26 protein-coding genes are annotated in these 25,607 nt (G+C 73.1%); 3 read left to right on the forward strand and 23 right to left on the reverse strand.

Going from position 1 to position 25,607, the window contains the following annotated elements; translation table 11 throughout:
* Nucleotides 1-19: 19 nt before the first annotated feature.
* The 11 genes from lgt to hisI all read right to left on the reverse strand — a co-directional run bounded on the left by lgt (nucleotide 20) and on the right by hisI (nucleotide 8,868).
* Nucleotides 20-988 carry a prolipoprotein diacylglyceryl transferase gene (gene lgt, locus ACGFNN_RS26160; protein ID WP_393559442.1) on the reverse strand — a complete coding sequence of 323 codons (969 nt, stop codon included), beginning with the start codon at nucleotides 986-988 and terminating at the stop codon, nucleotides 20-22.
* Nucleotides 989-1,118: 130 nt separating this feature from the next.
* Entirely contained in the window at nucleotides 1,119-1,940 is an 822-nt protein-coding gene (locus tag ACGFNN_RS26165; protein ID WP_393559444.1) for a DsbA family protein, read from the reverse strand.
* Between the two features lie 75 nt (nucleotides 1,941-2,015).
* Nucleotides 2,016-2,828, reverse strand: coding sequence for a tryptophan synthase subunit alpha (trpA, locus tag ACGFNN_RS26170; RefSeq protein ID WP_393559446.1), 813 nt, complete (start codon nucleotides 2,826-2,828; stop codon nucleotides 2,016-2,018).
* The gene (gene trpB, locus ACGFNN_RS26175; RefSeq protein ID WP_393559448.1) at nucleotides 2,825-4,105 is read right to left on the reverse strand and encodes a tryptophan synthase subunit beta; all 1,281 of its coding nucleotides are present in this window, start codon (nucleotides 4,103-4,105) and stop codon (nucleotides 2,825-2,827) included. The genes trpA and trpB overlap by 4 nt, the downstream gene beginning before the upstream one ends.
* A 133-nt stretch (nucleotides 4,106-4,238) precedes the next feature.
* Nucleotides 4,239-4,454, reverse strand: coding sequence for a tryptophan biosynthesis modulator TrpM (gene trpM, locus ACGFNN_RS26180; protein WP_362674932.1), 216 nt, complete (start codon nucleotides 4,452-4,454; stop codon nucleotides 4,239-4,241).
* Between the two features lie 8 nt (nucleotides 4,455-4,462).
* On the reverse strand, nucleotides 4,463-5,272 hold the full coding sequence (gene trpC / locus ACGFNN_RS26185; RefSeq protein ID WP_014045367.1) for an indole-3-glycerol phosphate synthase TrpC: 810 nt from the start codon (nucleotides 5,270-5,272) through the stop codon (nucleotides 4,463-4,465).
* Between the two features lie 112 nt (nucleotides 5,273-5,384).
* Nucleotides 5,385-5,861, reverse strand: a complete 477-nt coding sequence (locus ACGFNN_RS26190; RefSeq protein WP_393559450.1) for a DUF2752 domain-containing protein — start codon at nucleotides 5,859-5,861, stop codon at nucleotides 5,385-5,387.
* Nucleotides 5,862-5,961: 100 nt separating this feature from the next.
* Nucleotides 5,962-6,213: an HGxxPAAW family protein gene (locus ACGFNN_RS26195; protein WP_393559452.1), complete on the reverse strand. Its 252-nt coding sequence runs from the start codon at nucleotides 6,211-6,213 to the stop codon at nucleotides 5,962-5,964.
* Between the two features lie 95 nt (nucleotides 6,214-6,308).
* Nucleotides 6,309-6,968 carry a TIGR02234 family membrane protein gene (locus ACGFNN_RS26200; RefSeq protein ID WP_393559454.1) on the reverse strand — a complete coding sequence of 220 codons (660 nt, stop codon included), beginning with the start codon at nucleotides 6,966-6,968 and terminating at the stop codon, nucleotides 6,309-6,311.
* A gap of 14 nt (nucleotides 6,969-6,982) precedes the next feature.
* Nucleotides 6,983-8,476, reverse strand: a complete 1,494-nt coding sequence (locus ACGFNN_RS26205) for an anthranilate synthase component I (protein WP_362547698.1) — start codon at nucleotides 8,474-8,476, stop codon at nucleotides 6,983-6,985.
* Between the two features lie 11 nt (nucleotides 8,477-8,487).
* Nucleotides 8,488-8,868, reverse strand: a complete 381-nt coding sequence (gene hisI, locus ACGFNN_RS26210; protein WP_393559455.1) for a phosphoribosyl-AMP cyclohydrolase — start codon at nucleotides 8,866-8,868, stop codon at nucleotides 8,488-8,490.
* An 84-nt stretch (nucleotides 8,869-8,952) separates the two neighbouring features.
* Here hisI and ACGFNN_RS26215 point away from each other — a divergent pair, with 84 nt between their 5' ends.
* Complete coding sequence (locus tag ACGFNN_RS26215) at nucleotides 8,953-9,585, forward strand: TIGR03085 family metal-binding protein (RefSeq protein ID WP_393559456.1); 633 nt, start codon at nucleotides 8,953-8,955, stop codon at nucleotides 9,583-9,585.
* 50 nt (nucleotides 9,586-9,635) lie between these two features.
* Here ACGFNN_RS26215 and ACGFNN_RS26220 read toward each other — a convergent pair whose 3' ends face one another.
* The 3 genes from ACGFNN_RS26220 to ACGFNN_RS26230 all read right to left on the reverse strand — a co-directional run bounded on the left by ACGFNN_RS26220 (nucleotide 9,636) and on the right by ACGFNN_RS26230 (nucleotide 15,879).
* Entirely contained in the window at nucleotides 9,636-11,234 is a 1,599-nt protein-coding gene (locus ACGFNN_RS26220; RefSeq protein ID WP_393559457.1) for a cation acetate symporter, read from the reverse strand.
* A gap of 310 nt (nucleotides 11,235-11,544) precedes the next feature.
* Nucleotides 11,545-12,882: a PucR family transcriptional regulator gene (locus tag ACGFNN_RS26225; RefSeq protein WP_393559459.1), complete on the reverse strand. Its 1,338-nt coding sequence runs from the start codon at nucleotides 12,880-12,882 to the stop codon at nucleotides 11,545-11,547.
* A gap of 246 nt (nucleotides 12,883-13,128) precedes the next feature.
* The gene (locus ACGFNN_RS26230) at nucleotides 13,129-15,879 is read right to left on the reverse strand and encodes a LuxR C-terminal-related transcriptional regulator (RefSeq protein ID WP_393559461.1); all 2,751 of its coding nucleotides are present in this window, start codon (nucleotides 15,877-15,879) and stop codon (nucleotides 13,129-13,131) included.
* A 160-nt stretch (nucleotides 15,880-16,039) separates the two neighbouring features.
* Here ACGFNN_RS26230 and ACGFNN_RS26235 point away from each other — a divergent pair, with 160 nt between their 5' ends.
* Nucleotides 16,040-16,813 carry an alpha/beta fold hydrolase gene (locus ACGFNN_RS26235; RefSeq protein ID WP_393559463.1) on the forward strand — a complete coding sequence of 258 codons (774 nt, stop codon included), beginning with the start codon at nucleotides 16,040-16,042 and terminating at the stop codon, nucleotides 16,811-16,813.
* 72 nt (nucleotides 16,814-16,885) lie between these two features.
* Here ACGFNN_RS26235 and ACGFNN_RS26240 read toward each other — a convergent pair whose 3' ends face one another.
* The 9 genes from ACGFNN_RS26240 to hisD form a co-directional block, all read right to left on the reverse strand.
* Nucleotides 16,886-17,821, reverse strand: a complete 936-nt coding sequence (locus ACGFNN_RS26240; RefSeq protein WP_393559465.1) for an alpha/beta hydrolase family protein — start codon at nucleotides 17,819-17,821, stop codon at nucleotides 16,886-16,888.
* Nucleotides 17,822-18,003: 182 nt separating this feature from the next.
* Nucleotides 18,004-18,759 (reverse strand): imidazole glycerol phosphate synthase subunit HisF, encoded by a 756-nt coding sequence (gene hisF, locus ACGFNN_RS26245; protein ID WP_393559466.1) that lies wholly within the window; start codon nucleotides 18,757-18,759, stop codon nucleotides 18,004-18,006.
* A complete protein-coding gene (locus ACGFNN_RS26250; RefSeq protein WP_362547668.1) occupies nucleotides 18,756-19,154 on the reverse strand; it encodes a RidA family protein in 399 nt (132 codons plus the stop codon). The genes hisF and ACGFNN_RS26250 overlap by 4 nt, the downstream gene beginning before the upstream one ends.
* On the reverse strand, nucleotides 19,151-19,876 hold the full coding sequence (priA, locus tag ACGFNN_RS26255; RefSeq protein WP_362547665.1) for a bifunctional 1-(5-phosphoribosyl)-5-((5-phosphoribosylamino)methylideneamino)imidazole-4-carboxamide isomerase/phosphoribosylanthranilate isomerase PriA: 726 nt from the start codon (nucleotides 19,874-19,876) through the stop codon (nucleotides 19,151-19,153). Before priA ends, ACGFNN_RS26250 begins: the two co-directional genes overlap by 4 nt.
* Entirely contained in the window at nucleotides 19,876-20,517 is a 642-nt protein-coding gene (gene hisH, locus ACGFNN_RS26260; protein ID WP_362547662.1) for an imidazole glycerol phosphate synthase subunit HisH, read from the reverse strand. The genes priA and hisH overlap by 1 nt, the downstream gene beginning before the upstream one ends.
* A 7-nt stretch (nucleotides 20,518-20,524) precedes the next feature.
* Nucleotides 20,525-20,692, reverse strand: a complete 168-nt coding sequence (locus ACGFNN_RS26265) for a hypothetical protein (protein ID WP_014156783.1) — start codon at nucleotides 20,690-20,692, stop codon at nucleotides 20,525-20,527.
* Nucleotides 20,689-21,285 carry an imidazoleglycerol-phosphate dehydratase HisB gene (gene hisB, locus ACGFNN_RS26270; RefSeq protein WP_362547659.1) on the reverse strand — a complete coding sequence of 199 codons (597 nt, stop codon included), beginning with the start codon at nucleotides 21,283-21,285 and terminating at the stop codon, nucleotides 20,689-20,691. The genes ACGFNN_RS26265 and hisB overlap by 4 nt, the downstream gene beginning before the upstream one ends.
* Nucleotides 21,282-22,409: a histidinol-phosphate transaminase gene (locus ACGFNN_RS26275; protein WP_393559469.1), complete on the reverse strand. Its 1,128-nt coding sequence runs from the start codon at nucleotides 22,407-22,409 to the stop codon at nucleotides 21,282-21,284. Before ACGFNN_RS26275 ends, hisB begins: the two co-directional genes overlap by 4 nt.
* Nucleotides 22,406-23,728, reverse strand: a complete 1,323-nt coding sequence (gene hisD, locus ACGFNN_RS26280; RefSeq protein ID WP_393559470.1) for a histidinol dehydrogenase — start codon at nucleotides 23,726-23,728, stop codon at nucleotides 22,406-22,408. The genes ACGFNN_RS26275 and hisD overlap by 4 nt, the downstream gene beginning before the upstream one ends.
* 163 nt (nucleotides 23,729-23,891) lie before the next feature.
* On the opposite strand from hisD, the gene ACGFNN_RS26285 reads away from it, so the two are divergent.
* Nucleotides 23,892-25,493 carry an oxidoreductase gene (locus tag ACGFNN_RS26285; RefSeq protein ID WP_393559472.1) on the forward strand — a complete coding sequence of 534 codons (1,602 nt, stop codon included), beginning with the start codon at nucleotides 23,892-23,894 and terminating at the stop codon, nucleotides 25,491-25,493.
* Nucleotides 25,494-25,607 lie beyond the last annotated feature (114 nt).

Below are 25,607 nucleotides of genomic sequence, written 5' to 3' on the forward strand. Positions count from 1 at the left end.
CTTCGGTGTCGGCGGGGTGTCAGGTCCTGTCGGCCTTCTGAGGTGCCTCGCCCGCCTCGGGTTCCTTCGCCTCGTGCGTGTCGGCGTCCTCGGGGGCGTTCTCGACGGGCTCCGCCTGCTCGGCGTCGGCGGCGGTGTCCGGCGTCGCCGCCTCGCCCTCGGCGTCCGGGGTGACGGCGGCGGGTTCCACGGTCTCCTCGCGGCCCGGGCGCAGCTTCGAGGAGATCACGATGTAGGTGACGGCGAGCACGAAGACGATGATCGCGGTCCACACGTTGAGCCTCAGGCCCAGCACGTGGTGGGCCTCGTCGACCCGCATGTACTCGATCCATCCGCGGCCCGCGCAGTAGGCGGCGACGTAGAGCGCGAACGCCCGGCCGTGCCCCAGCTTGAAGCGGCGGTCCGCCCAGATGACGAGGAGCGCGACTCCGACGCACCACAGCGACTCGTAGAGGAAGGTCGGGTGGTAGGTGCCCGCGACCCTGTTGGTGCCTTCGCTGATCTTCAGCGCCCAGGGCACGTCCGTCGGCTTGCCGTACAGCTCCTGGTTGAACCAGTTGCCCCAGCGTCCGATCGCCTGGGCGAAGGCGATTCCGGGGGCCAGGGCGTCCGCCCAGGCCGGGAGCGGGATGCCACGCCTGCGGCAGCCGATCCAGGCGCCCACCGCGCCGAGCGCGATCGCGCCCCAGATGCCGAGCCCGCCCTCCCAGATCTTGAAGGCGTCGACCCAGTCCTCACCGTCGCTGAAGTACAGCTGGTAGTCGGTGATGACGTGGTAGAGCCTGCCGCCGACCAGGCCGAAGGGCACGGCCCATACGGCGATGTCGGCGACGGTGCCGGCTCGGCCACCGCGGGCGATCCAGCGCTTGTTGCCGAACCAGACGGCGACGAAGACACCGATGATGATGCAGAACGCGTAGCCGCGGAGCGGGATCGGGCCGAGCTCGATCACGCCGGTCGACGGGCTGGGAATGAAGGCAAGGTTCATGACGGGACCGACGCTACCCTGCCTGACCGGACGTACGGCAAGCCGTCGGGCAACTTCTGGGTAACGGACCCCCGCCGGAGCATCGGCACGGCCGGCGTGCCGAGCATCCGCCGGGGGTCCGTCACCGGGCTCATGACGGAGAGGGCGTGGCCCCGACCGTGGCGGGCTTCTTGCCCTTGTTGGCCTCCTTCACCCACTTCTCGAGGTTGGCCACGGAGATCTGCTCGTCGCCCTTCTTCGGGAAGATCGACTCTCCGTTGAGGAGTGCGGTCGGCGTGCCCTGGAAGCCGCCCTCGGTGAACGCCTTGTTCGACTTCTCGACCCAGCCGTCGTGGGTGCCGTCCTCGACACAGCTGCGGAAGGCCGGGGTGTCCAGGCCCTTCACCTTGCCGGCCAGTTCGATCAGCCGGGCGTTGTCACCGAAGGCGTCGTCGGTCTCGGCGGGCTGGTTGCGGTAGAGGACGTCGTGGTACGCGGCGAACTCGCCGGCGTCCTGGGCACAGGCGGCGGCGTTGGCCGCGCGCAGGGACCCGCTGCCGCCGAGGTTGCCGTCGATGATCGTGGCCAGGTGGTACTCCACCTTGATCTGCCCGCTCTCAGCGAGCTCCGTGATCGTGTCGCGGAAGGCGTTCTCGAACTGGGCGCAGACCGGGCAGCGGAAGTCCTCCCAGATCGTGAGCGTGGACGGTGCGTCGTCCGCGCCGACCTGGAGGGCGAGGCCGTCCTCCCCCATCGCGCCGGACGGGGTGACGGCGGGCCCCGCCTCACTGTCCCCGTCCTTGCCCGCGTTGGCGGCGATCACCCCGATGACGGCGGCCAGCGCCAGGACCCCCACCACGGCGGTCGAGACGATCAGGGTGCGGCGGCGGCGCTCCCGCGCACGGTCCCGCTCGCGCTGCTGGACGAGCCGGTCGCGCGCGGCTCTGCTTCGGTCTTGGTTCTTCTCGCTCACACCGCGCAAACGAACCGGGGAGGCGCGGTAGCGCCTCCCCGGTCCCAGGTCCACCCTTACGGATGACGCGGGCTGTCAGCGCTTTCGAACGCCTTCGGCCAGTTCGGCCGCCAGCGCGCGGACGGAGGCGAGGCCTGCCGCCTCGTCCGGGGCGTCCAGCATCCGCTTGACGAAGGCCGAGCCGACGATCACGCCGTCGGCGAAGCCGGCGACCTGCTGGGCGTGCTCGGCGGTGGAGACGCCGATGCCGACGCAGACCGGCAGATCCGTGGTGGCGCGGGTGCGGCGCACCAGGTCCTGGGCCTGCTCGCCGACCGATTCACGGGTGCCGGTGACGCCCATCAGCGAGGAGGCGTACACGAAGCCGGAGCCGGCCGCCGTGATGGTGGCGAGGCGCGCGTCCTGACTGCTCGGTGCGACCACGAAGACGGTGGCCAGGGAGTGCTTCTCGGCGTGCTCCCTCCACAGCCCGGACTCCTGGACCGGCAGGTCGGGCAGGATGCACCCGGCGCCGCCCGCCTCGGCGAGCTCGGCGGTGAAACGCTCGACGCCGTAGCGGTCGATCGGGTTCCAGTACGTCATGACGAGGATCGGCGCGCCGGTGGCCTCGTGCGTCTCGCGGACGGTGCGCATGATGTCGGCGATCCTGACGCCGCCGCGCAGCGCGATGTCGTCGGCGGTCTGGATGACCGGTCCGTCGAGCACCGGGTCGCTGTGCGGGAGGCCGACCTCGATGACGTCGGCGCCGCCGGCGACGGCCGCCTTGATCGCCTCGATACCGCCGTCGACGGTGGGGAAGCCTCCGGGCAGGTAGGCGATGAGCGCCGCCCGGTCCTCGGAGGCCGCGCGGGCCAGGGTCGCTTCGAGGAGTTCTCGGTTGCCGCTCACTTGGTGACCTCTTCCTCTCCGTCGGCCACGTCGGCCTCGACGACCCCGTCGGCTCCGTCGTACAGCCCGAAGTAACGGGCCGCGGTGTCCATGTCCTTGTCGCCGCGTCCGGACAGGTTGATGAGGATCAGACCGTCCTCGCCGAGCTCCCGCCCGACCTCCAGGGCCCCGGCCAGCGCGTGCGCGCTCTCGATGGCGGGGATGATCCCCTCGGTGCGCGACAGGAGGCGCAGAGCCTGCATCGCCGCGTCGTCGGTGACCGCCCGGTACTCGCCGCGGCCGGTGTCCTTGAGGTAGGCGTGCTCCGGGCCGATGCCCGGGTAGTCGAGCCCGGCGGAGATGGAGTACGGCTCGGTGATCTGGCCCTCGTCGTCCTGGAGGACGTAGCTGCGGGAGCCGTGCAGGATCCCGGGTTCTCCGGCGGTCAGGGTCGCGGCGTGTTCGCCGGTCTCCACGCCGTGGCCCGCGGGCTCGCAGCCGATGAGCCGGACGCCGGCGTCCGGGATGAAGGCGTGGAAGAGGCCGATGGCGTTGGATCCGCCGCCGACGCAGGCGACCGCGGCGTCCGGCAGCCGGCCGGCGCGCTCCAGGATCTGGCGGCGTGCCTCGACGCCGATGACGCGGTGGAAGTCGCGGACCATCGCGGGGAAGGGGTGGGGGCCGGCGACCGTACCGAAGAGGTAGTGGGTCCGGTCCACGTTGGCGACCCAGTCCCGGAACGCCTCGTTGATGGCGTCCTTGAGGGTCCTGGATCCGGACTTCACGGCAATGACCTCGGCGCCGAGCATCCGCATGCGCGCCACGTTCAGCGCCTGCCGCTCGGTGTCGATCTCACCCATGTAGATGGTGCAGTCCAGCCCGAAGAGGGCACAGGCGGTCGCGGTCGCGACGCCGTGCTGGCCCGCGCCGGTCTCCGCGATGATGCGGGTCTTGCCCATGCGCTTGGTGAGCAGGGCTTGGCCCAGCACGTTGTTGATCTTGTGCGAGCCGGTGTGGTTGAGGTCCTCGCGCTTGAGGAAGACGCGGGCGCCCCCGGCGTGCTCGGCGAAGCGTGAGACCTCGGTGAGCGCGCTGGGACGGCCCGTGTAGTCGACCATGAGCGCGTTGAGCTCGGCGGCGAAGGCGGGGTCGGCCTTGGCCTTGTCGTAGGCGACGGCGACCTCGTCCACGGCGGCGACGAGCGCCTCCGGGATGAACTTGCCGCCGAAGGCGCCGAAGTAGCCCTCGGCGCTGGGGATCAGACCCTCGGGGTCCGGAATGAAGAAGTCGGACGACATGCGGTGTGCTCCTCGAATCGCAACGGTTGACGACTCCGTGTGCGCCGTGGGCGGAGCGCCGCGCCGGCCGGTGGGCGGTCGGTGCGGTGGGGTGTACGGAGCCCGCCGGAGGGCGGGTGGCGTACGGGGCTCGCTACGGCGCGGACGCCGTGCGCCATCGCATGCCGTTGACCTGTCCGGGCTCGTCGCCGATGACGTACCGCACCCGCCGTCCGTGCACGCGCCGGGCCGGTGCGCGGCAGCCGCGTGGGCGGCAGCCGCGCGCCAGCGGCGCGTGCGGGTCCCTGGCGCTCGCCGCGGCGGGGCGCAGGCCCGGCCTGACGTGGGCTCGGGGGCGGTCGGCGGACACGGGTGGGATCAGCCCCGTCCGTGGCGGAGGGCCGGGTGGGCACCCGCCGCGACCAGGTCGGCGACGGCGGCCCGGGGGTCGCGGCCGGTGACGAGGGACTCGCCCACGAGCACGGCGTCCGCGCCGGCGTTGGCGTAGGCGATGAGGTCGTGCGGGCCACGGACACCGGACTCGGCGACCTTGACGATGTGGTCGGGGATCTCAGGGGCGACGCGCTCGAAGGTGGAACGGTCGACCTTGAGGTCCTTCAGGTTGCGGGCGTTGACGCCGATGATCTTCGCCCCGGCGTCCACGGCGCGCTCCGCCTCCTCCTCGTCGTGTGCCTCGACGAGCGGCGTCAGGCCGATCGACTCGGCCCGCTCGATCAGGGAGACGAGGGCCTCCTGGTCGAGGGCGGCGACGATCAGCAGGGCGAGGTCGGCGCCGTAGGCCCGGGCCTCCCAGAGCTGGTACGAGGTGACGATGAAGTCCTTGCGCAGGACCGGGATGTCGACCTTGGCGCGGACGGCCTCGAGGTCGGCGAGCGAGCCGCCGAACCGGCGCTCCTCGGTGAGGACGGAGATGACGGACGCCCCGCCCGCCTCGTAGTCCGCGGCGAGCGCGGCCGGGTCGGCGATGGCCGCGAGCGCGCCCTTGGACGGGCTGGAGCGCTTGACCTCGCAGATGACGGTGACGCCCTCGCCACGCAGGGCGGCCACGCCGTCCTTGGCCTGGGGAGCACGGGCGGCGCGTTCCTTGAGCTCGTCGAGGCTCACACGCGCCTGCCGCTCCGCGAGGTCGGCGCGAACGCCGTCGATGATCTCGTCGAGCACACTCACGCGAGCGGCCCCCTTCCAAGCGGTGATGGGAACAGGATCAGCCATCACGATGGTATCCGCAGGAAGGCCCGGAGCCCGCATCCGGCGGCCGTGCGTCCCACTACCTGGTCATTCAGGGGGCCAGCCATGAGCCGAACGGCAGGTTTCTGACCACGGAGAACACCAGCAGGACGGAGCCGATGGCCCACCAGTGGGCGGGGGCGAGAGCGATCCGCATCGGCCGCCCTCGGGCCGCGCGGACCGTCCAGACCACCCAGACCGCGGCGAAGACCAGGTAGCCGGCGACGGCGGGCGCGTTGGCTCCGAGCGCGGTGACCAGGTCTCCGTGTGCGAAGGCGTGGGCGCTGCGGAGCCCGCCGCAGCCGGGGCAGAGCAGTCCGGTGAATCGCAGCATGGGGCAGACCGGGTAGTGCCCGGCTTCGTTGGGATCGACGGTGGCGACGTAGCCGAAGGCGCCGGCCACGGCCGCCATGACCCCGGCGGGTACGGCGAGCCGGCGGAGCCTGGAGGGCGGGGCCTGCGCGGGCACCGGGCGGCCCGGGGCGGCGGGGTCCGGGGCGGGGGCTGCGGGAGAGGCTGAGGCGTCCACGCGGTGATTGTGCCCTCTCACGCGAGGAGGCGCAGCCCGTCCGGGCTGCGCCTCCTCGTCGTGTCCCGGCTGCTCGGCGGCTGCGCGGGCGGGCCGGGCCTCAGGCCTGGATCTGGGCCTCCCCGGCCCTCGCGCGGGCGGCGGCCATCTCCTCGGACTCCTTCGGCATGCCGAGGCCCGCCATCTTCATGGCGTAGCCGACGACACCGCCGAGGAGGATGACGGCGATGCCGGCCCAGAAGCCGAGCATGTTCGCCGCGACCATGAAGAGGCCCGCGATGCAGAAGCCGGCGAAGGAGATGATGACACCGGTCCAGGCGGCCGGGGTGTGTCCGTGGCTGCTGCCCGCCATGAGTTGCTCCTAGTTGGTGTTGCGCTGAAGGTATCGCTGCTGGGAAAGGTTCGGTGCCATTGTCCCGTACGCGCCGGTCGGCACGAGGCTGGGGGTCATGCGTCGCGCGTCGGGTCCTCGCCCCGGTCCAGTGCCTTCCAGAGTTCCTCGGGACGGTCGGGGTCCGGGGCGGTGCGGGGGGCCTTGCGCGGGCGCGGGGTGCCGTCGCGTTCGTACCGGCCCGACATGGTGGGCCAGCGCTTGCCGTAGCGCAGGGCGAGGAGCCCCGCGAGCAGGATCAGCAGTCCGCCGGCCGCGGTGACGTAGGGCCAGGCGGTGTGGCTGAGGGCGTCGACTGTGGCGGCGGCGTCGCCGGTGGTCTGCGCGGCCCGCTCGTCCAGGGCCTCGCTGTCCGAGGCTCCGGCCCAGGCGCTCAGTCCGGCGCCGAGGCCGCTGAGGGCCAGCAGGGCGGCGACGAGCAGCCTGCCGCCGCCGCGGACGGCGAAGACGGCGACGAGGGCTGCCAGGCCGACGACGGCGAGGGCGGCCGGGAGGCCGGTGACGTCCTGGCCGTCGGCGCTGAGCGGCAGGGTGCCGCCGCCGACGGCGGCCTTGCCCTCGGCCCAGATCTGGCCGGAGGCGAGGAGTACGACGGTGGCGCCGGCCGCCCCGAGGAGCAGGCCGGCCGCCAGGCTCCGGCGGCTCCCCGCGCTGTCGGGCGCGGAGGCGGCTCGGGCACGGGGCTGGGGTACGGGAACAGCACTCACGTACCCCACTATCCCCTACCGGTTCAACTGGTCCCGAGCCGGTTCGCCGTATGCACGGCGCGCAGGACCGCGGCGGCCTTGTTGCGGCACTCGGCGTCCTCGGCGACGGGGTCGGAGTCCGCCACGATGCCGGCGCCCGCCTGGACGTAGGCGGTGCCGTCCCGCAGCAATGCGGTGCGGATGGCGATGGCGGTGTCGGAGTCCCCGGCGAAGTCGAGATAGCCGACGCAGCCGCCGTACAGCCCGCGGCGGGAGGGTTCGAGCTCCTCGATGATCTGCAGGGCGCGGGGCTTGGGGGCCCCCGACAGGGTTCCCGCGGGGAAGCAGGCGGTGAGGACGTCGAAGGCGGTGCGGTCCTCGGCGACGCGTCCGGTGACGGTGGAGACGATGTGCATCACGTGGGAGTACCGCTCGACGGACATGAAGTCGACCACCTCGACGCTGCCGGGCTCGCAGACCCGGCCCAGGTCGTTGCGTCCGAGGTCGACGAGCATCAGGTGCTCCGCGCGCTCCTTCGGGTCGGCGAGGAGTTCGTCGGCGAGCGCCTGGTCCTCCTGCGGGGTCGCGCCGCGGTGCCTGGTCCCGGCGATCGGGTGGACCATCGCGCGGCCGTCCTCGACCTTGACGAGGGCCTCGGGGCTGGAGCCGACGACGTCGAAGCCGTCGAAGCGGAAGAGGTACATGTAGGGCGAGGGGTTGGTGGCCCGCAGGACCCGGTAGACGTCCAGCGCGCTCGCCGTGCACCGGGTCTCGAAGCGCTGGGAGGGGACGACCTGGAAGGCCTCGCCGGCCCTGATGCGTTCCTTGACGTCCTCGACCGCGTCCATGAAGGCCTGGCCGCCCCACAGGGCGGTGTACGGCGGCAGCTCGGAGGCCGGCAGCGCGGTGGGGGCGCTCTCCACCGGCCTGGACAGGTCGCGCTCCATGGCGTCGAGGCGCGCGAGCGCGTCCGCGTACGCCTCGTCGACGCCGGTCTCGAGGTCGTTGTGGTTGATCGCGTTGGCGATCAGCAGGACGGTGCCCGTCCCGTGGTCGAGGACGGCGAGGTCCGAGGTGAGCAGCATCGTCAGCTCGGGGAGCTTCAGGTCGTCGCCGCCGTGCTCGGTGATCCGCTCCAGGCGGCGTACGACGTCGTAGCCGAGGTAGCCGACCATGCCGCCGGTGAACGGCGGGAGGCCGTCGTCGCCGACCAGGTCGCGCGGGGTGTGCAGGGTCTCGACGGTGGCTCGCAGGGCCTGCAGGGGGTCGCCGTCGGACGGGACGCCGACGGGGGGTGTGCCGAGCCAGTGGGCCTGGCCGTCGACCGCCGTCAGGGTGGCGGCGCTGCGGACGCCGATGAAGGAGTAACGGGACCAGGTGCGGCCGTTCTCCGCGGATTCGAGGAGGAAGGTGCCGGGCCGTTCGGCGGCGAGTTTGCGGTAGAGCCCGACCGGGGTGTCGCCGTCCGCGAGGAGCCGGCGGCTGACGGGGATGACACGCCGGTCGACGGCGAGCTTGCGGAAGGTCTCGAGATCCATGGCGGCTGACTCTATCGGGGCGTGGTGACCGGGAGTACGTCCTCGTCGAAGCAGGTGCGCGCGCCGGTGTGGCAGGCGGCACCCGTCTGGTCGACCTTCACCAGGACGGTGTCGGCGTCGCAGTCAAGGGCGACGGACTTCACCCGCTGGATGTGGCCGGAGGTGTCGCCCTTGACCCAGTACTCCTGGCGGCTGCGGGACCAGTAGGTGCAGCGGCCCGTGGTGAGGGTGCGGTGCAGGGCCTCGTCGTCCATCCAGCCGAGCATGAGCACCTCGCCCGTGTCGTACTGCTGGGCGATCGCGGGGAAGAGTCCGTCGGGGCCGCGCTTGATCCGGGCCGCGACGGCCGGGTCGAGAGTGCTGGCGGGCGTGGAGCCGGGCGTGCTGGTCATGCGCCCATTGTGCCGCGCCGGACGGCACGCTCCGGCGTCACGTCCACTGGGCGGACGGAGGGCGGCGGCCGTACGCTGGCGGGCATGTCGACCCATGCGAAGCGTGAACGTCTCCTGCTCGCCGACCTGTTGGAAGCGGCGGGCCCGGAGGCCCGGACCCTGTGCGACGGCTGGAAGACCCGTGACCTGGCCGCCCATGTGGTGGTGCGTGAACGCCGTGCGGACGCGGCGGGCGGGATTCTGATGGGCGCGCTGAAGAACCGGCTGGAGCGGGTGCAGGCGGAATTCGCGGCCAAGCCGTACGAGGAACTGATCCAGCTCATCCGTACGGGTCCTCCTCGCATGTCACCCTTCGGACTGAAGCAGCTGGACGAGGCGGCGAACACCGTCGAGTTCTACATCCACGCGGAGGACGTGCGCCGGGCGCAGCCCGAGTGGTCGCAGCGGGAGCTCGACCCGGTCTTCGCCGATGTGCTGTGGTCACGCACCGAGAAGACGGCCAGGATGCTGGGCCGCCGTGCGCCGGTGGGTCTGGTCCTGCGCAGGCCCGACGGCCAGACCGCGGTGGCGCACCGGGGGACCCCGGTGGTGACGGTCACCGGTGAGCCGGGGGAACTTCTGCTGTTCGCGACGGGGCGGCAGGACGCGGCGCGGGTCGAGCTGGACGGCGACAAGGACGCGCTGGCCCGGCTGCACACCGCCGAGCTGGGGCTCTGAGGCCGGTCGGGGCCGGTGCCGGGGTGTCCGGCGCCGGCCCCGGTCATCGGTCAGGCGTCGCTGCGCGCGCGTGCGCTCCAGCGCGCCCGGTGGCGGTGCCGTTCGTCGGGCGCGCCGCCCGCCGGACGTGACGAGGCGAGCAGGCCGAGGAGGAAGCCCACGGGGATCGTGACGAGGCCGGGGGTCTGGAGCGGGAAGACGTGGAAGTCCCACTCCGGGAAGAGCGCGACGGGCGTCCCGGAGAACGCGGGCGACAGGACCATCAGGATCCCGATCAGCGGCAGCGTCCCGTAGACCGTCCACCGCACCCCGCGGGCGTCGAAGCGCCGGTTGAACAGGGCGTGGAGCAGGACGGGCGGCAGGACCGAGGCGGCGGCCGCGAAGGACAGGGAGAGCAGTACCTGCGGATTGCGGTCGTGGGTGTACGCCGAGAGGAGCACGGCGAGCGCGCCGATGCCGGCGACGGCCCAGCGGGCACGCCTGATCTCCCTGCCGGAGGCCTTGTCCTCGCCCTGCGCACCCGATTTCCGGGTGAAGTCGCGGGCCAGGGAGGAGGCGGCCGCGAGGGTGATCCCGGCGACCGCGGCGAGGGTGGTGGCGAACGCGGCACAGGCGACGAGCGCGAAGAGCGGGCTGTCCCGGGGTCCGGCCGCACCGGGGTCGAGGGCGCCGGTCACCATGAGGAGGGCGGTGCCTCCTGCCGGGTCGGCGGCCTGCAGGAGTTCCCGGCCGATGAGGGCGGAAGCGCCGAGGCCGACGACGACGATGCCGGCGCAGAGCAGGGCCACGGGGGCCACGGCCCAGGCACCGGCCCTGCGGGCGGTCCTGGCGTCACGGATCGGGTGCAGGCGCATCATGATGTGCGGCATGCACGCGGCGCCGAGTACGAGGGTGGCCTGGAAGCCGATGAGGTCGAGCGCGCCGACCAGTCCGTGTCCGAACTGCAGTCCCGGCCGGGAGTACGCGTCTCCGGCCCCGCTGCCGGCCCGCGCCGCGTCGTACAGGGCGAAGGGGGACCAGTCGAAGCGCGCCAGGACGAGTCCGGCGAGCAGGGTGACGGCTCCCAGGACCACGGCCACCTTGAGGATCTGGATGTAGCCGGTGCCGCGCATCCCGCCGAAGGCCGAGTAGCAGACCATCAGCGCGCCGCTGGCGACGGTGCAGCCGGTGAGGGCGCCGTCGGGCAGTCCGAACATGGAGGTCATGACGTGGCCGGCGGTCGTCAGCTGGACGAGGAGCAGCGGCGCCAGCACCACGAGGGTGGCCACGCCGAGCGCGCGGCGTACGGAGCCGTCGCCCAGCCGGTCAGCCAGGAAGTCGCCCAGGGTGAACACGCCCTTGCGGCGCAGGCGTTCGGCGAAGAGCCGCATGACCAGGGCCAGTGAGGCGACCGTGGCCAGGGCGAAGAGGAGGCCGTCGAAGCCGGCGAGCGCCACGGACCCGGTGGTGGACAGCAGGGTGGCGGCGGAGACGTAGTCCCCGGCGATGGCGAGTCCGCCGCCGACGGGGCCGAGGGTGACTCCCCCGGCGTAGAAGTGCTCCGGGTCGTCCTGGTCGGCCGCGGCGAGGCCGCACAGCAGCAGGGACACCGCGACGAAGCCGAGGAAGATGACGACGGCCAGGGACCGGGCGTCGATCGCGCCGCTCACCGGACGCGCTCCGCCGGTACGGCTCTGCAAGGGGCAGCTGAAGACATGCGGGCCATGGCACCAGGGTGGACACGCGCCGCACAGACGGGAGTTGGGGGGCGCGGCATCCGTACAGGGGCGGGGGCCCGGAAGTGTGCGGGCGCACAGTGCGCGGCGGGCGCGGCGACGCGCGGGTCGCGCCCCCGGCCGGCTTCGGCGGTGCGCTCGTGGGCGGCTCACCCGCGGCGCCGGCCGCCCGGAGCGCTGCTCCGGACGGCCGGTGGGCGCTCCCTGACCGCCCGCGCCGGGGACGGACCGTTGGGGCGCCCGGTCACCGCGCCAGCAACCGCCTGGCCGCGAGCGCCAGGGAGATCTCGACCGCGTCCGACGGCCGGGTCAGGCAGCGGCCCGTCAACTGCTCGAAGCGGCGGAGCCTGTTGAGCACGGTGTTGCGGTGGCAGTACAGCTTCGTTCCCGCCCGCTGGGCCGAGCCGTCCGAGTCGAGCCAGGCGGTCAGCGTCTCGATGAGTACGTCGCGGTCGGCCGGGTCGATCCGGTCCAGCGGGCCGAGGACCCGGTCGGCGAGAGCGGTTCCCAGGCCCGGCGAGGTGACGACGAGCGCGGCGGGAAGGTGTTCGTCGAGCAGGACCGTGCCTCCGGAGGCGGGGCAGGCCTTCAGGGCGGTCTCGGCCAGCCTCCGGGCGTCGCCGACCGAGGCGAGGCCGCTGACGACGGAGCTGACGCCGACCCGGGTGCCCGGAGGCGCGGTCAGCTCTTCGGCCAGCAGCGCCAGTTCCCGGCCGGGTGCGCTCCCGTCGCCGGGCGCCGTACCGGCCTCGCCGCCCTGCGGGTCGCACTCCACCGGGGTCAGGGCGCCCAGCGGGAGTACGGCCAGCTCCACGTCGTTCGCCGAGTGCCACAGCACGGGGATCCGCTCGGGCAGGGACACCGGCGGCGGGCCGGCCTCGTGCGGGGTCTTGACGCCGTCGACCGCGAGTACCGCGTACGGCCCGTGGACCGGCAGCCCCAGCGCGGCGGCGGCGTCCGGCAGGTCGGCGATGCGGGCGGTGCCGTCCAGCAGGGCGGCCGTCATCAGGCGCTGCTGGTTCTCGCGGCGCCAGGCCAGGCGGCGTTCGGCCTGCCGGTAGGCCTCGGCGACCACTCCGCAGTGCTCGTCGACGAAGTTCCAAACATCGGCGGCGATGTGGACGAGCAGCGGGGTGTCCTCCGGGTGGCGCCTGGCCGTGTCGTCGACCAGGTCCTGCCAGACCATCGCGCCGCCCATCCGGAAGGCGTGCAGGACCGCGTCGAGGGGGATGCCCTGCTCGGCCCGGCTCTCGCCGATCCAGCGGGAGGTGCGGTGGGCCGCGTCCCGGAACTCCCGCGGCTGGATGAGGGAGGCGACGTTGTTCCGCAGGGAGTGGTGGACCTCCTGCCAGATCTGGGCCGGCTCGGTCTCCAGAGCGGCCCGGTAGGAGGGCTCCTGCTGCCTCAGCGCCTCGACCAGTCGGTCCGCGAGTTCGGGCAGCGACTCCAGGAGCACCCGGGCGGCCCGGTGGAGCACCGCCACGGCCTCGGAGTCGGCCAGCGACCGGATGCGGTAGGGCACCGGTCCCGCGGGGGGTGGTCCGTGCAGCGCTCTGATCCGTGAACGTACGACCTGTGGCATGTCGGCCTCCACCGGGAATCGGCCTGCCGCCGTCCCGCGGCCGGCCCCGGTGCGCGTCCGCCGGCGTTGGGCGGACGCACACCGATCGATCCTGACGGACGCAGAATGGCATACCGCCCGGTCGGTACCTAGAGGTGTGCGCGGTTCTTCTCATCACGGTCCGGCATCGTTGCCGCACTCCGGGTGCGCGAGTCGTGACCCGCGGGTGCCGTGACATCCGCGGGCCGGCGCCAGGCCGGGGCGGCCTCAGCGGTCCAGGAGTCTGGCGAGTTCGGTCCTGGACCGGACACCGAGCGCGGCGAAGACGTTGCGCAGGTGGTGGTCGACGGTCCGCGGGCTCACCGAGAGCCGCACCGCCACCTCCCTGTTGGTGGCCCCCTCGGCCACGCAGCGGGCGATCCGCTGCTGCTGCGGGGTCAGCCCGGCCAGCGGCCCTGGACCGCTCTGGTCCGGTACGTCCACGGCCTCACCGGCGGCCCGCAGTTCCCCGCCCGTCCGCTCGGCCCAGACGCGGGCGGAGCAGCGTTCGAAGGCGACCAGGGCGTCGCGGAGCGGGCCGCGGGCCTCGCGGGTTCGGCGCAGCCGTCGCAGCAGCTGACCGTGGAGCAGCTGGGTGCGGGCACGTTCGAAGTCCCCTCCGGCGCGGTCGTGGTGGGCGAGCGCCTCCTCGTAGCGGGCTCCGGCTTCCCGGGGCGGGGCCAGCAGAGCGCGGCAGCGGGCCAGTTGCGCGGGGACCTGGGGGTCGGTGGTCCGGGCGGTCCACAGAGCGAACTCACGCACGGCGACTTCGAGTTCGGCTGCGGATTCGTCGGCCCGGCCGGAGAGGACCATCGCCTCGACGTAGCAGGGCACGGCGAGCATACGCATGGCGAAGTGCCCCGTGCCGGGGCCCGGTCTGACCAGGGGGCCCAGTCTGGCGGCGGCCTCGCCCGGCCGGCCGGCGGCCAGATCGGCGCGGGCGACCGCCCAGGTGGCGAGCGTGGCCGCCTGGGTGAGGCCGTGCGGCCCGGCTCCGGCGAGAGCGGCGTCGGCGTGGGCGGAGCACGCCTCGGCGGGCCCTTCGACCGACGCGGCCAGCGCGAGGACGGCGTGCAGGTTCGTGGCGGAGTTCTGCTGCCCGGTGCGACGGGCCGCGTGCAGCCCCTCCAGGGCGTGGGTGCGGGCCCTGGCGTGCTGCCCCGCGCGCAGTTCGGCGTAGGCCAGCTGCTCAAGGGCGTGCGGCAACAGGGCCTCCGGGCCCCGGGTGCGTACGGCGGCGAGGGCGCGGGCTCCCGCGCGGCAGGCGGCGTCGACCTCGCCGAGCACCAGAGCCGCGGCGCCCGCCCGCAGGAGTTCGCCGGCTTCCTCGGCGCGCTCCGCGGAGTCCAGGCAGCACCGCAGGAGGGCGTGGCCCCGGTCGGGGTGACCGGCGAGCACCGCGCACATCCCGGCCCGGTACTGCGCCATGGACCGGTCGGTCGCCGCGACGGGGATGCGGTTCATCGCGTCGAGGTAGGCGATCGCATCTCCCATGTCCCATGCCGCCTCGGCGGCTCCGAACAGTGCGTCCAGGGTGAGGGCGGGGTCGTACGGGGCGAGGAGTTCCGCCGCGTTCAGGAGTGCCTCGCGGGCGTCGGCCACCGGCCCGTCGCGCAGGGCGAGCATGCCGCGTACGTAGGGGGCCGTGCCTCCGGCCGGCTGGGGTCCGACGCGGGCGAGCATCGCTCGGGCGCGGCCGGTGTCGCCCGCGAGCCGCGCCTGTTCCGCGGCGGCGGCGAACCGTGCGGCGCGCAGGGCGTCGTCGGTGGAGAGCGCGGCGGCACGGGCGAGAGCGGCGGAGCGTTCGCCGTGCGGCCGGGGCGCGACGGCCGCCGCCTCCAGTTGCCCGGCGAGGGCCGCGTCGGGACCGGTGGCGGCGCAGGCGCGTTGGACGAGGGCGGGCAGCGGCGCGGCACCGGGCCCGGCGAGCAGCCCGGCGAGCAGTTCGTGCACCGCCCTGCGGCGGCCGGGGAGCGCACGGTGCAGGACCGCCCGGCGCAGCAGCGGGTGGCTGAAGTGCACCCGGCTGCCGGCTCGCTGGAGCGCTCCGGCCGTCCCGGCGGGGGCGAACAGCACGCGGTCCAGGTGGGCGGCCGTCAGTCCGGCCCGGCTGCCGGCCCGCAGGAGCAGGGCCGCGTCGGCCCCTGCTCCGTCCGGCTCGTGCTCCTCGGCGGCGGCGGCGAGCAGGAGCAGGGTGCGGGTGTCGTGGGACAGCCCGTCGAGGTGTCCGGCGTGGGCGTCCAGGACGCTCTCGGCGCCGGGCAGGGGGTAGGGCAGCGCGTTGCGTCCGGCGAGCTGACCGGGGGTGAGACGGTCGACGAGTCCGGCCAGCAGCCGCGGGTTCCCGGCGGCCTCGCGCAGCAGTTCGCTGCGGACCACGGGGTCGACCTCAGCGGTCGTCTCGGTGAGCCGGTCCAGGAAGGCGGTGGCCGCGTCGTCGTCGAGCGGTCCGAGGCGCAGCGCGGGCAGCCCGGCGAAGACGGTCTCGTCGGCGGAGCCGATGACGACCGCGACCCGGCTGCCCGCGCCGAGTCTGCGTGCGGCGAAGCCCAGCGCCGCACGGGAGTCGGGGTCCCAGGCGTGCGCGTCGTCCACGCAGACCAGCAGGGGCTGTTCGGCCCCCAGGCCCCGGAGCAGGCCGAGGAGTTCTCCCGGGCTGATGCCGGAGCGCAGGACGGTGTCGGGTGCGAGGGGCAGCGGGCCGGGGGCGGCGCAGAGCAGGGCGTGGAGCCCGCTGTAGGGCAGTCGTTGCTCGGTGGGCGACGCGGCGGCGTACATCACGGGGCCGCCGTGGCCGGCGCGGTAGTGGGCGGCCGCCTGCAGCAGCAGGGCGGTGCGGCCGAGGCCGGGGGGCGCGGTGAGCACGAGGGCTCCGCCGTCACCCGCCCGCAGTCGACTCGACAGGGTGTCCAGGATGGCCAGTTCACCGCTGCGGCCGTACAGCCGGAGCGGACTGTGCACGGTCGTCGATGGGGTCACGCTTTCACGTTACTTCCGCGTAAACAGCGTCGGAAGGCTCGCGTCCGCTCCCGGTTCCCGGACGGCCCCGAGCGGTGCGGGCTCCCAACGCGAGCGCGGACCCGGTGTGCGGGGGCACAGTCCGGGCCCGTTCCCCGGCGGCTGCCCCTAGCGTCGGTGCATGACTCGTGAATTGCGCACACATGACGGTTTGACCCTGCGTTACCGGTTCTGGTCACGCGATCCCGAACCCGCGCTGCCGCCCGTGGTGCTGCTGCACGGATTCGCCGCGGACGCCCGGATGAACTGGGAGGGGCCCGGGATCGTCGAGGCACTCGTGGCACGGGGACGCCGGGTGTACGCGATGGACGCCCGTGGTCACGGCGAGTCGGACCGGCCGCACGACGACACCCTGTACGGCGAGTCCCTGATGGCCCGTGACGTGAGTCTGCTGATCGACCGTATCGGCGCGGACGAGGTGGACGTCGCGGGGTATTCCATGGGCGCCGTGGTGGCGCTCCTCGCCACGGCCCGGGACAGCCGCGTGAGCCGTCTGGTGGCGGGTGGCGTCGGCGCGGGGGCCGTCGAGGTGGGCGGGCTGGACACCCGGGTCATGCCGCCCGAACTGGTGTCGGCGGCGCTGACCGCGAAGGACGCGGCGCACGCGCCGGAGCGGACCCGGGGCTTCAGGATGCTCGCCGACGCGGTCGGCGCCGACCGGCTCGCGCTCGCCGCGCAGATACGGGCGGTGCACCGGGGCGCGTTGCCGCTGGACCGGATACGTGTGCCCACCCTGGTTCTCGCCGGTGCGGAGGATCCCCTGGCCTCGCGGCCGGAGGTGCTCGCGTCGTCGATCGCCGGGGCGGAGCTCGCGGTCCTGCCCGGTGACCATCTGACGGTCGTACGCGATCCCGGGTTCGCCGGGGCGATCTGCTCCTTCCTCGCGCGGGACTGACCGGCCGTTCGACGACGGCGAAGGGGGCCGGACCGCGGTACGCGCGGCCCGGCCCCCGGTGTTCCCCCGTGGTCAGGAGGTGTGCGGGCAGTTGCCCTTGTACTCGGCGATCGTGAGGCTGGCCGACGGCAGCGGGCAGAGGAACTGCTCGTAGCGGGTGTCGTTGTCGATGAAGCGCTTCAGCCAGGAGATGCTGTACTTCGCGATCGTGGTGTTCGACGTGTTCGGGGTGAAGTGGGTGGCCCCGCGCAGCTCCAGGTACGCCTTGTCGAGCGAGCCCGGCAGCGAGTTGTAGAACGGCTTGGAGTGCGTGGCGACGGGGGCGATCGTGTCGCCGTCGGCGCCGATGACGAGGGTCGGGGTCTTGAGCTCGGGCCAGGTCTTGTCGGTGTTCCAGCCGGTCAGCGGGATGGCGGCCTGGAGCGACGGGCGGTCCTTGGCCGCTTCCAGCGTGCCGCCGCCGCCCATCGAGTGGCCCATCACGCCGAGCCGGGAGGCGTCGACCCGGCTGCGCACCGAGCTGTCCTCGGTGAGGTAGTCCAGCGCGGCCAGCAGCTGGTCACCGCGGCTGGCCGGCTGGTCCACCGTGGTGTTGGTGTCGATGGTGAACACCACGAAGCCCTGCGAGGCGAGCCGCTCCCCCAGCCAGGCGATGCTCGACTGGTAGGCGGTGAAGCCGGGCGAGATGACGACGGCGCCGAACGTCCCGTCGGAGGTGGTCGTCGGGTAGTAGATCGTGCCCCCGCCGAAGCCCCGGACCAGGAGCGAGGACACGGAGACGTCCGAGACGGAGTAGGGGCCGCGGAGCGCCTCGATGCTGGAGTTGCTCGGCGCGGGACCGCGCTCGTACGGGTTGGCGGCGGCCTGGGCGCCACCGGGGACGAGGGCGGTGAGCAGACCGGTGGTCGCCGCGGCGGCCACCAGTGCGCCCTTCAGGGTGCGGGAGCGGCTCTTCGACATCCGGTGGCGGCGCGGGGAGGTGTCGCCGGAGGGGAGGTGCTGCTGCACGAGGGAGTCCTCTCGGTATGGCGCACCACACCGCCGGCTCCGGACGGCCCGTCGTCCTGGGGTCCGGGGGGATACCGCGTGGGTGGCGCCGTCATGGGCTGACGGCGCCACTCTGGGGGCTGCGGCCCGGCGCGGACATCGGTGATATCACCGGTCTTCCGCCCCGGCGTTCGCCGCCGGGATCAGCGGACGGGGTGTCCCGCCTCGCGCAGCGCGCCCTTGACCTCGGAGATACGCAGGTCGCCGAAGTGGAAGACGGACGCGGCGAGGACCGCGTCGGCGCCCGCGCCGACGGCGGGCGCGAAGTCCTCGAGCTTGCCCGCGCCGCCGGAGGCGATGACGGGGACCGTGACGTGGGCGCGTACGGCCTCGATCATCTCGGTGTCGTAGCCGTCCTTCGTGCCGTCGGCGTCCATCGAGTTGAGCAGGATCTCACCGGCGCCGAGCTCGGCCGCGCGGTGCGCCCACTCGACGGCGTCGATGCCGGTGCCCTTGCGTCCGCCGTGGGTCGTCACCTCGAAGGTGCCCTCGGGGGTGCGGCGGGCGTCGACGGAGAGCACGAGCACCTGCCGGCCGAACCGTTCGGCGATCTCACGGATCAGGTCGGGGCGGGCGATGGCCGCGGTGTTGACGCCGACCTTGTCGGCGCCCGCCCTCAGCAGCTTGTCGACGTCGTCGGGGGTGCGGACCCCGCCGCCCACGGTGAGCGGGATGAAGACCTGCTCGGCGGTGCGGCGCACCACGTCGTACGTCGTCTCGCGATCGCCGCTGGAGGCGGTGATGTCGAGGAAGGTCAGCTCGTCGGCGCCCTCGGCGTCGTAGAGCTTGGCCATCTCGACGGGGTCGCCGGCGTCGCGGAGGTTCTGGAAGTTGACGCCCTTGACGACACGCCCGTTGTCGACGTCCAGGCAGGGGATGACGCGTACGGCCAGGCTCATCGCTCACCTGCCCGGTAGGCCTCGACCTCGACCTCGACGACGAGGGAGGGGTCGACGAAGCCGGACACGATGATCATCGAGGCCGCGGGGCGGACGTCGTCGAACAGCTCCTTGTGGGCGCGGCCCACCTCGTCGACGTCCCGGGCGTGCGTGATGTACATCCGGGTGCGTACGACGTCCTCGCGGCCGAGGCCCGCCTGCTTCAGCGCGTCGAAGGCGGCCTGGAAGGAGGCGACGGCCTGCTCGTACGGACCGCCCGCCGAGATCTGTCCGTTGACCACGGAGGTGCAGCCGGAGACGAGGACGAGTCCGTTCGGGAGCGCCACGGCCCGGGAATAGCCGAACTTCTCCTCCCAGGGGCCGTCCGAGGAGAGGCGGCGGACGGAGTCGGTCATGCGGCGACCGCCTTGAGGGCCTCCTCGAGGGTGAACGCCTTGGCGTACAGCGCCTTGCCGACGATGGCGCCCTCGACGCCTTCGGGGACGAGGAGCGAGATCGCGCGCAGGTCGTCGAGGGAGGAGACGCCGCCGGAGGCGACGACCGGCCGGTCGGTGGCGGCGCAGACGTCCCGCAGCAGGCCCAGGTTGGGGCCCTCCAGCGTGCCGTCCTTGGCGATGTCGGTGACGACGTAGCGGGCGCAGCCCTCGGAGTCGAGGCGTTCCAGCGTCTCGTAGAGGTCGCCGCCGTCGCGGGTCCAGCCACGGCCGCGCAGCGTCGTGCCCCGGACGTCGAGGCCGACGGCGATCTTGTCGCCGTGCTCGGCGATGACCTTGGCCACCCACTCGGGGGTCTCCAGGGCGGCGGTGCCGAGGTTGACCCGGCGGCAGCCGGTGGCGAGTGCGGCGGCGAGCGACGCGTCGTCACGGATGCCGCCGGAGAGCTCGACCTTGATGTCCATGGCGCCGGCCACCTCGGCGATCAGCGCGCGGTTGTCGCCCGTGCCGAAGGCGGCGTCCAGGTCGACGAGGTGCAGCCACTCGGCGCCGGAGCTCTGCCAGGCGAGGGCGGCTTCGAGCGGGGAGCCGTAGGAGGTCTCGGAGCCGGACTCGCCGTGCACGAGGCGGACGGCCTGTCCGTCCCGGACGTCGACGGCGGGGAGCAGTTCAAGCTTCGGCATTACAGCGTCTCGATCCAGTTGGTCAGCAGCTGGGCGCCGGCATCGCCGGACTTCTCGGGGTGGAACTGGGTGGCCCACAGCGCGCCGTTCTCGACGGCGGCCACGAACCGCTCTCCGTGTGCGGCCCAGGTGACCCTGGGGGCACGGATCTTGGCGTTGGTCACTTCGAGGGACCAGTCGTGCACCGCGTAGGAGTGCACGAAGTAGTACCGGGCCTCGGGGTCCAGGCCCGCGAAGAGCTGGGATCCCTCGGGGGCTTCGACGGTGTTCCAGCCCATGTGCGGGACGACGTCGGCCTTCAGCGGTCCGACGGTGCCGGGCCACTCGTCGAGGCCCGCCGTCTCGACGCCGTGCTCGATGCCGCGCTCGAACAGGATCTGCATCCCGACGCAGATGCCCATGACGGGACGGCCGCCGGAGAGCCGGCGGCCGATGATCCACTCGCCGCGCGCCTGCTTCAGACCCGCCATGCACGCGGCGAAGGCGCCGACGCCGGGGACGAGCAGTCCGTCGGCGTTCATCGCGGTGTCGAAGTCGCGGGTGATCTCCACGTCGGCGCCGACGTGGGCCAGGGCCCGCTCGGCGGAACGCACGTTGCCGAAGCCGTAGTCGAAGACGACGACCTTCTTCTTGTCAGTCACGGATTCCTCAGTCCCAGAGTCCCTGGATCCGCATGACGCCCGCCACCAGGCACATCACGGAGCCGATCCCGAGGAGCACGACGACGCCCTTGGGCATGCCCTGCTTCCAGAAGGAGTAGACCCCGCCGGCCAGGAAGAGGCCGACGAGGATCAGAACGGTGTTGAGGCCGGTCACAGGGCGCCCTTCGTGGAGGGGAGGATGCCGGCCGCGCGCGGGTCGTGCTCACTGGCGTACCGCAGGGCGCGGGCCAGCGCCTTGAACTGGCACTCCACGATGTGGTGGGCGTTGCGCCCGTACGGGACGTGGACGTGCAGGGCGATCTGCGCCTGGGCGACGAAGGACTCCAGGATGTGCCGGGTCATCGTGGTGTCGTACTCGCCGATCATCGGCGCCATCTTCTCCGGCTCGGTGTGCACCAGGTAGGGGCGGCCGGAGAGGTCGACGGTGACCTGGGCGAGCGACTCGTCCAGCGGGACGGTGCAGTTGCCGAAGCGGTAGATCCCGACCTTGTCGCCGAGCGCCTGCTTGAAGGCGGCACCGAGCGCGAGGGCGGTGTCCTCGATGGTGTGGTGGCTGTCGATGTGCAGGTCGCCCTCGGTCTTGACCGTGAGGTCGAAGAGCCCGTGGCGGCCGAGCTGGTCGAGCATGTGGTCGTAGAAGCCGACCCCGGTGGAGACGTCGACCTTGCCGGTGCCGTCGAGGTTGATCTCGACGAGCACGGACGTTTCCTTCGTGGTGCGTTCCACGCGGCCTACGCGGGGGCTCATGCGTCGTGCTCCTTCTTGAGTTCGCGTACCGCATCGAGGAACGCGTCGTTCTCTTCCGGGGTTCCCGCGGAGACCCGCAGCCATCCCGGTACGCCGTTGTCACGGACCAGGACGCCCTGGTCGAGGATCTGCTGCCAGGCGGCGTGGCTGTCGGCGAAGCGGCCGAACTGGACGAAGTTGGCGTCCGAGTCGGTCACGGCGAAGCCGAGCTCCCGCAGCCCGTCGACCAGCCGGTCGCGCTCGCTCTTGAGCTGGGCGACGTATCCGAGCAGCGTATCGGTGTGCTCCAGGGCGGCGAGCGCGGTGGCCTGGGTGACGGAGGACAGGTGGTACGGCAGGCGCACCAGCTGGACCGCGTCCACGACCGCGGCGGCCGCCGCGAGGTAGCCCAGGCGCAGTCCGGCCGCGCCGAAGGCCTTGGACATGGTGCGGGAGAGCACCAGGTGGGGGCGGCCCTTGATGAGAGGGAGCAGCGAGGGGTGGTGGCTGAACTCGCCGTACGCCTCGTCGACGACGACCATCGAGGGCCGGGCGGCCTGGGCGGCGTCGTACAGCGCGACGACGGTCCCGGCGTCGACGGCGGTGCCGGTGGGGTTGTTCGGCGAGGTGATGAAGACGACCTCGGGCCGGTGCTCGGCGATGGCCTTCTTCGCCGCCTCCACGTCGATGGTGAAGTCCTCGTTGCGGGGCCCGGAGATCCAGCCGGTTCCGGTGCCGCGCGCGATGAGGGCGTGCATGGAGTACGAGGGCTCGAAGCCGATCGCGGTCCGCCCGGGTCCGCCGAAGGTCTGCAGCAGTTGCTGGAGGACCTCGTTGGATCCGTTGGCCGCCCAGACCTGGGCGGCGGAGACCTCGTGCCCGGCGGTGCGGGTGAGGTAGCGGGCGAGCTCGGTGCGGAGCTCGACGGCGTCGCGGTCGGGGTAGCGGTTGAGGTCGCGTGCGGCCTCGCGGACCCGTTCGGCGATGCGCTCGACGAGCGCGTCGGGCAGCGGGTACGGGTTCTCGTTGGTGTTCAGCCGGACCGGTACGTCGAGCTGGGGCGCCCCGTACGGGGACTGGCCGCGCAGTTCGTCGCGGATCGGGAGCGCGTCCCACGCGTTCAGGGGGGTGCTGCTGTTCGTCACGCCTGCGGAACCTTCCAGCCGAACCTTGCCTTGAGTGCGGCGCCGTGGGCGGGGAGGTCCTCCGCCTCGGCGAGGGTCACCACGTGGTGGGTGACCTCGGCCAGCGCGTCACGGGTGTAGTCGACGATGTGGATGCCGCGCAGGAAGGACTGGACGGACAGGCCCGAGGAGTGGCAGGCGCATCCGCCGGTGGGCAGGACGTGGTTGGAGCCCGCGCAGTAGTCGCCGAGGGAGACGGGCGACCATGGGCCGACGAAGATCGCGCCGGCGTTGCGGACGCGGCCGGCGACCGCGGCGGCGTTCTCCGTCTGGATCTCCAGGTGTTCGGCGCCGTACGCATCGACGACCTTGAGGCCGTCCTCGATCGAGGAGACGAGGACGATCGCGGACTGGCGGCCGGCCAGCGCGGGCTCGATGCGCTCCTCGATGTGCTTGGTCGCGGCGACCTGGGGCTTCAGCTCGGCCTCGGTGGCGGCGGCGAGCTCCTCGGAGTCGGTGACCAGGACGGCTGCGGCCATCGGGTCGTGCTCCGCCTGGCTGATCAGGTCGGCGGCGACGTGCACGGGGTCGGCGCTCGCGTCGGCGAGGATCGCGATCTCGGTCGGGCCGGCCTCGGCGTCGATGCCGATGCGGCCCTTGAGGAGGCGCTTGGCGGCGGCGACGTAGATGTTGCCGGGGCCGGTGACCAGGTTGACCGGGGAGCAGTCCTCGGTGCCGTACGCGAACATCGCGACGGCCTGGGCACCGCCGGCCGCGTAGACCTCGTCGACGCCGAGGAGGGCGCAGGCGGCGAGGATCGTGGGGTGCGGCAGTCCGCCGAAGTCCTTCTGCGGCGGTGAGGCGACGGCGAGGCCCTCGACGCCGGCCTCCTGGGCCGGGACGACGTTCATCACGACGGAGGACGGGTAGACGGCGCGGCCGCCGGGGACGTAGAGCCCGACACGCTCGACGGGGACCCACTTCTCGGTGACGGTGCCGCCGGGGACGACCTGGGTGGTGTGCGTGGTGCGGCGCTGCTCGCGGTGGACGAGCCGGGCGCGGCGGATCGACTCCTCCAGGGCGGCGCGGACGGCGGGGTCGAGGCTCTCCAGGGCTCCGCTGATCGCCTCGGCGGGGACCCGGACCGATTCGAGCCGTACGCCGTCCAGCTTCTCCCCCCACTCGATCACTGCCGTCGAGCCACGATGGCGTACGTCCTCGCAGATGGGCCGCACCGTCTCCAGGGCGGCTTCCACGTCGAACTCGGCACGGGGCAGCAGGTCGCGCAGGTCGCCGCCCTCGGGAAGGGCGGTGCCGCGCAGATCGATTCGAGAGATCACACCGCAATTCTCTCAGACCGGTTCCGGCGTCCGGTCGCCCGTATCACTGGCTGATACATGTCCCGGCTGTCACTGCTGACCGTTAGCGTTCACGTCGTCACACAGAGGGAATGAAACGGGTGGACGGGGCGCGGCACGGGCCGCGCGGGGCGGAGGTGCGGCGGTGACCGAACCGCAGGACGGCGAGATCCCGGACGGGCTCAGCGCGGCGGAGCTGGGCATGTGGCAGTCGTTCCGCAACGGCACCACCTACGACCTCCGGTCGCACGACGCGGGACGCGACGATCCGTTCGCCCCGCACATCTGGGGTCCGGAGCGCAGCGTGGGCGCCCGGACGGTGGCGCGGCTGCTGCTGAGCGGGCCGTCGGCGCGGCCAGGCCGGGTGGCCGCCCTGAAGCTCCGGGGCGTCCGCATCACGGGGAAGCTGGATCTGGCGGGGGGCCGTGTCTCGCCGTACGTCGAGCTGACGGGGTGCCGCTTCGAGCAGGAGGTGGTGCTGCCCGAGTGTCATTTCACGACGTTGCGCATGGTGGGCTGCGCGGTGCCGAGGCTGGACGCGGCCCGGCTGCACACGGAGGGTGATCTCCATCTGCCGAGGTGCCGCGTGGAGCGGGGTATCCGGCTGACGGACGCGCAGATCGGCACGGACCTGCTGATCAACCAGATCCGGGTCGGGCCGGACCGGCGTGGCCGCTCGTTCGTCGGCGACGGGATGTCGGTGGCGCAGGACCTCCAGGCCGAGATGATCGAGACGCGCGGCGAGCTCAGTCTTCGCGGGGCGACGGTGGGCGGTTCGCTGAGCCTGCGCGGCAGCCGGCTGCGGGCGTCGGACGGCCGCCGGGCGCTGAACGCCCCGCAGCTGAGCGTGGAGCGCACGCTGTACATGACGGAGGCGTGGGTCAGTGTCGAGACGGGGAACCAGGGCACCACTCCCCCGTACGGCATCGCGCGCGGCGGCGGTCCGGCGCGTGGGACGCGCGCCCAGTTCTTCGAGTGCCGCGGCGCAGCGCGGCTGGACGACGGGCGCTTCGGGGACGCGGTGGACCTCCACAGCGCCCGTTTCACGCTGACCGGCGGCGAGGAGCTGTCGCTGCGCAGGATCGTCACCCCCGAGCTGCGGTTCAACCTGGAGCGCCCCCGCGAGGGCCGAGTCGTGCTGAACGGCGCGAAGGTCGTCACGCTGATCGACGTGGCCGCCAGCTGGCCGGGCCCGGGCGGCCTGGCCATGGGCGGGTTCGTGTACGAGAACCTCGTCCCGTACGGCCACTTCCCGCTCTCGAGGCGCCTGGAGTGGGTGCTGGCCGCGACACCGGAGTACGTGCCGGAGCCGTACGAGCGCCTGGCCACGGTGCTCCGCAGCTGCGGGGAGGACGCGGACGCCCGGGAGGTGCTGCTGGCCAAGCAGCGCAGGCGCCGCGAGACGCTGCCGCTCGCGGGCCGGATCTGGGGCCACCTGCAGGACCTGACGGTGGCGTACGGCTACCGCCCCGGGCGTGCCCTGGTCTGGATGGCGGTGCTCTGGGCCGCGGGGGCGGTGGCCTTCTCGCAGTACCGCCCCGAGTCGCTCAAGGGGAGCGAGCATCCCGAGTGGAATCCCGCGCTGTACTCCCTGGACCTCCTGGTGCCGGTGATCGACCTCGGACAGGACGGCTACTGGCTCCTGGAGGGCGGATGGCAGTGGGCGGCCGCGGCCCTGGTGCTGCTGGGGTGGATATTGGCCACGACGGTCGCGGCGGGCGCGTCCCGGCTGCTGCGGCGCGGATGACGGAAAGGGGCGGAGCCGGCCCGCCGCATCCCTGACAGGTCGGCGTCCGCGGGGGCCACCGGCACCTGGCGGGCCGGGCGGCGTCGATTACCGGAAAGGCGGAATCAAGCCATC

Source organism: Streptomyces sp. NPDC048590 (assembly GCF_043199535.1).
Lineage (GTDB): Bacteria > Actinomycetota > Actinomycetes > Streptomycetales > Streptomycetaceae > Streptomyces.

Bases quoted from the DNA above. Each gene is read 5' to 3' on its own strand.
- lgt (WP_393559442.1), bottom strand. From the start codon at position 988: ATGAACCTTGCCTTCATTCCCAGCCCGTCGACCGGCGTGATCGAGCTC.
- trpB (WP_393559448.1), bottom strand. From the start codon at position 4,105: ATGTCGTCCGACTTCTTCATTCCGGACCCCGAGGGTCTGATCCCCAGC.
- ACGFNN_RS26195 (WP_393559452.1), bottom strand. From the start codon at position 6,213: ATGGCGGGCAGCAGCCACGGACACACCCCGGCCGCCTGGACCGGTGTC.
- ACGFNN_RS26205 (WP_362547698.1), bottom strand. From the start codon at position 8,476: ATGGATCTCGAGACCTTCCGCAAGCTCGCCGTCGACCGGCGTGTCATC.
- hisI (WP_393559455.1), bottom strand. From the start codon at position 8,868: ATGACCAGCACGCCCGGCTCCACGCCCGCCAGCACTCTCGACCCGGCC.
- ACGFNN_RS26215 (WP_393559456.1), top strand. From the start codon at position 8,953: ATGTCGACCCATGCGAAGCGTGAACGTCTCCTGCTCGCCGACCTGTTG.
- ACGFNN_RS26225 (WP_393559459.1), bottom strand. From the start codon at position 12,882: ATGCCACAGGTCGTACGTTCACGGATCAGAGCGCTGCACGGACCACCC.
- ACGFNN_RS26235 (WP_393559463.1), top strand. From the start codon at position 16,040: ATGACTCGTGAATTGCGCACACATGACGGTTTGACCCTGCGTTACCGG.
- hisF (WP_393559466.1), bottom strand. From the start codon at position 18,759: ATGAGCCTGGCCGTACGCGTCATCCCCTGCCTGGACGTCGACAACGGG.
- ACGFNN_RS26250 (WP_362547668.1), bottom strand. From the start codon at position 19,154: ATGACCGACTCCGTCCGCCGCCTCTCCTCGGACGGCCCCTGGGAGGAG.
- priA (WP_362547665.1), bottom strand. From the start codon at position 19,876: ATGCCGAAGCTTGAACTGCTCCCCGCCGTCGACGTCCGGGACGGACAG.
- hisB (WP_362547659.1), bottom strand. From the start codon at position 21,285: ATGAGCCCCCGCGTAGGCCGCGTGGAACGCACCACGAAGGAAACGTCC.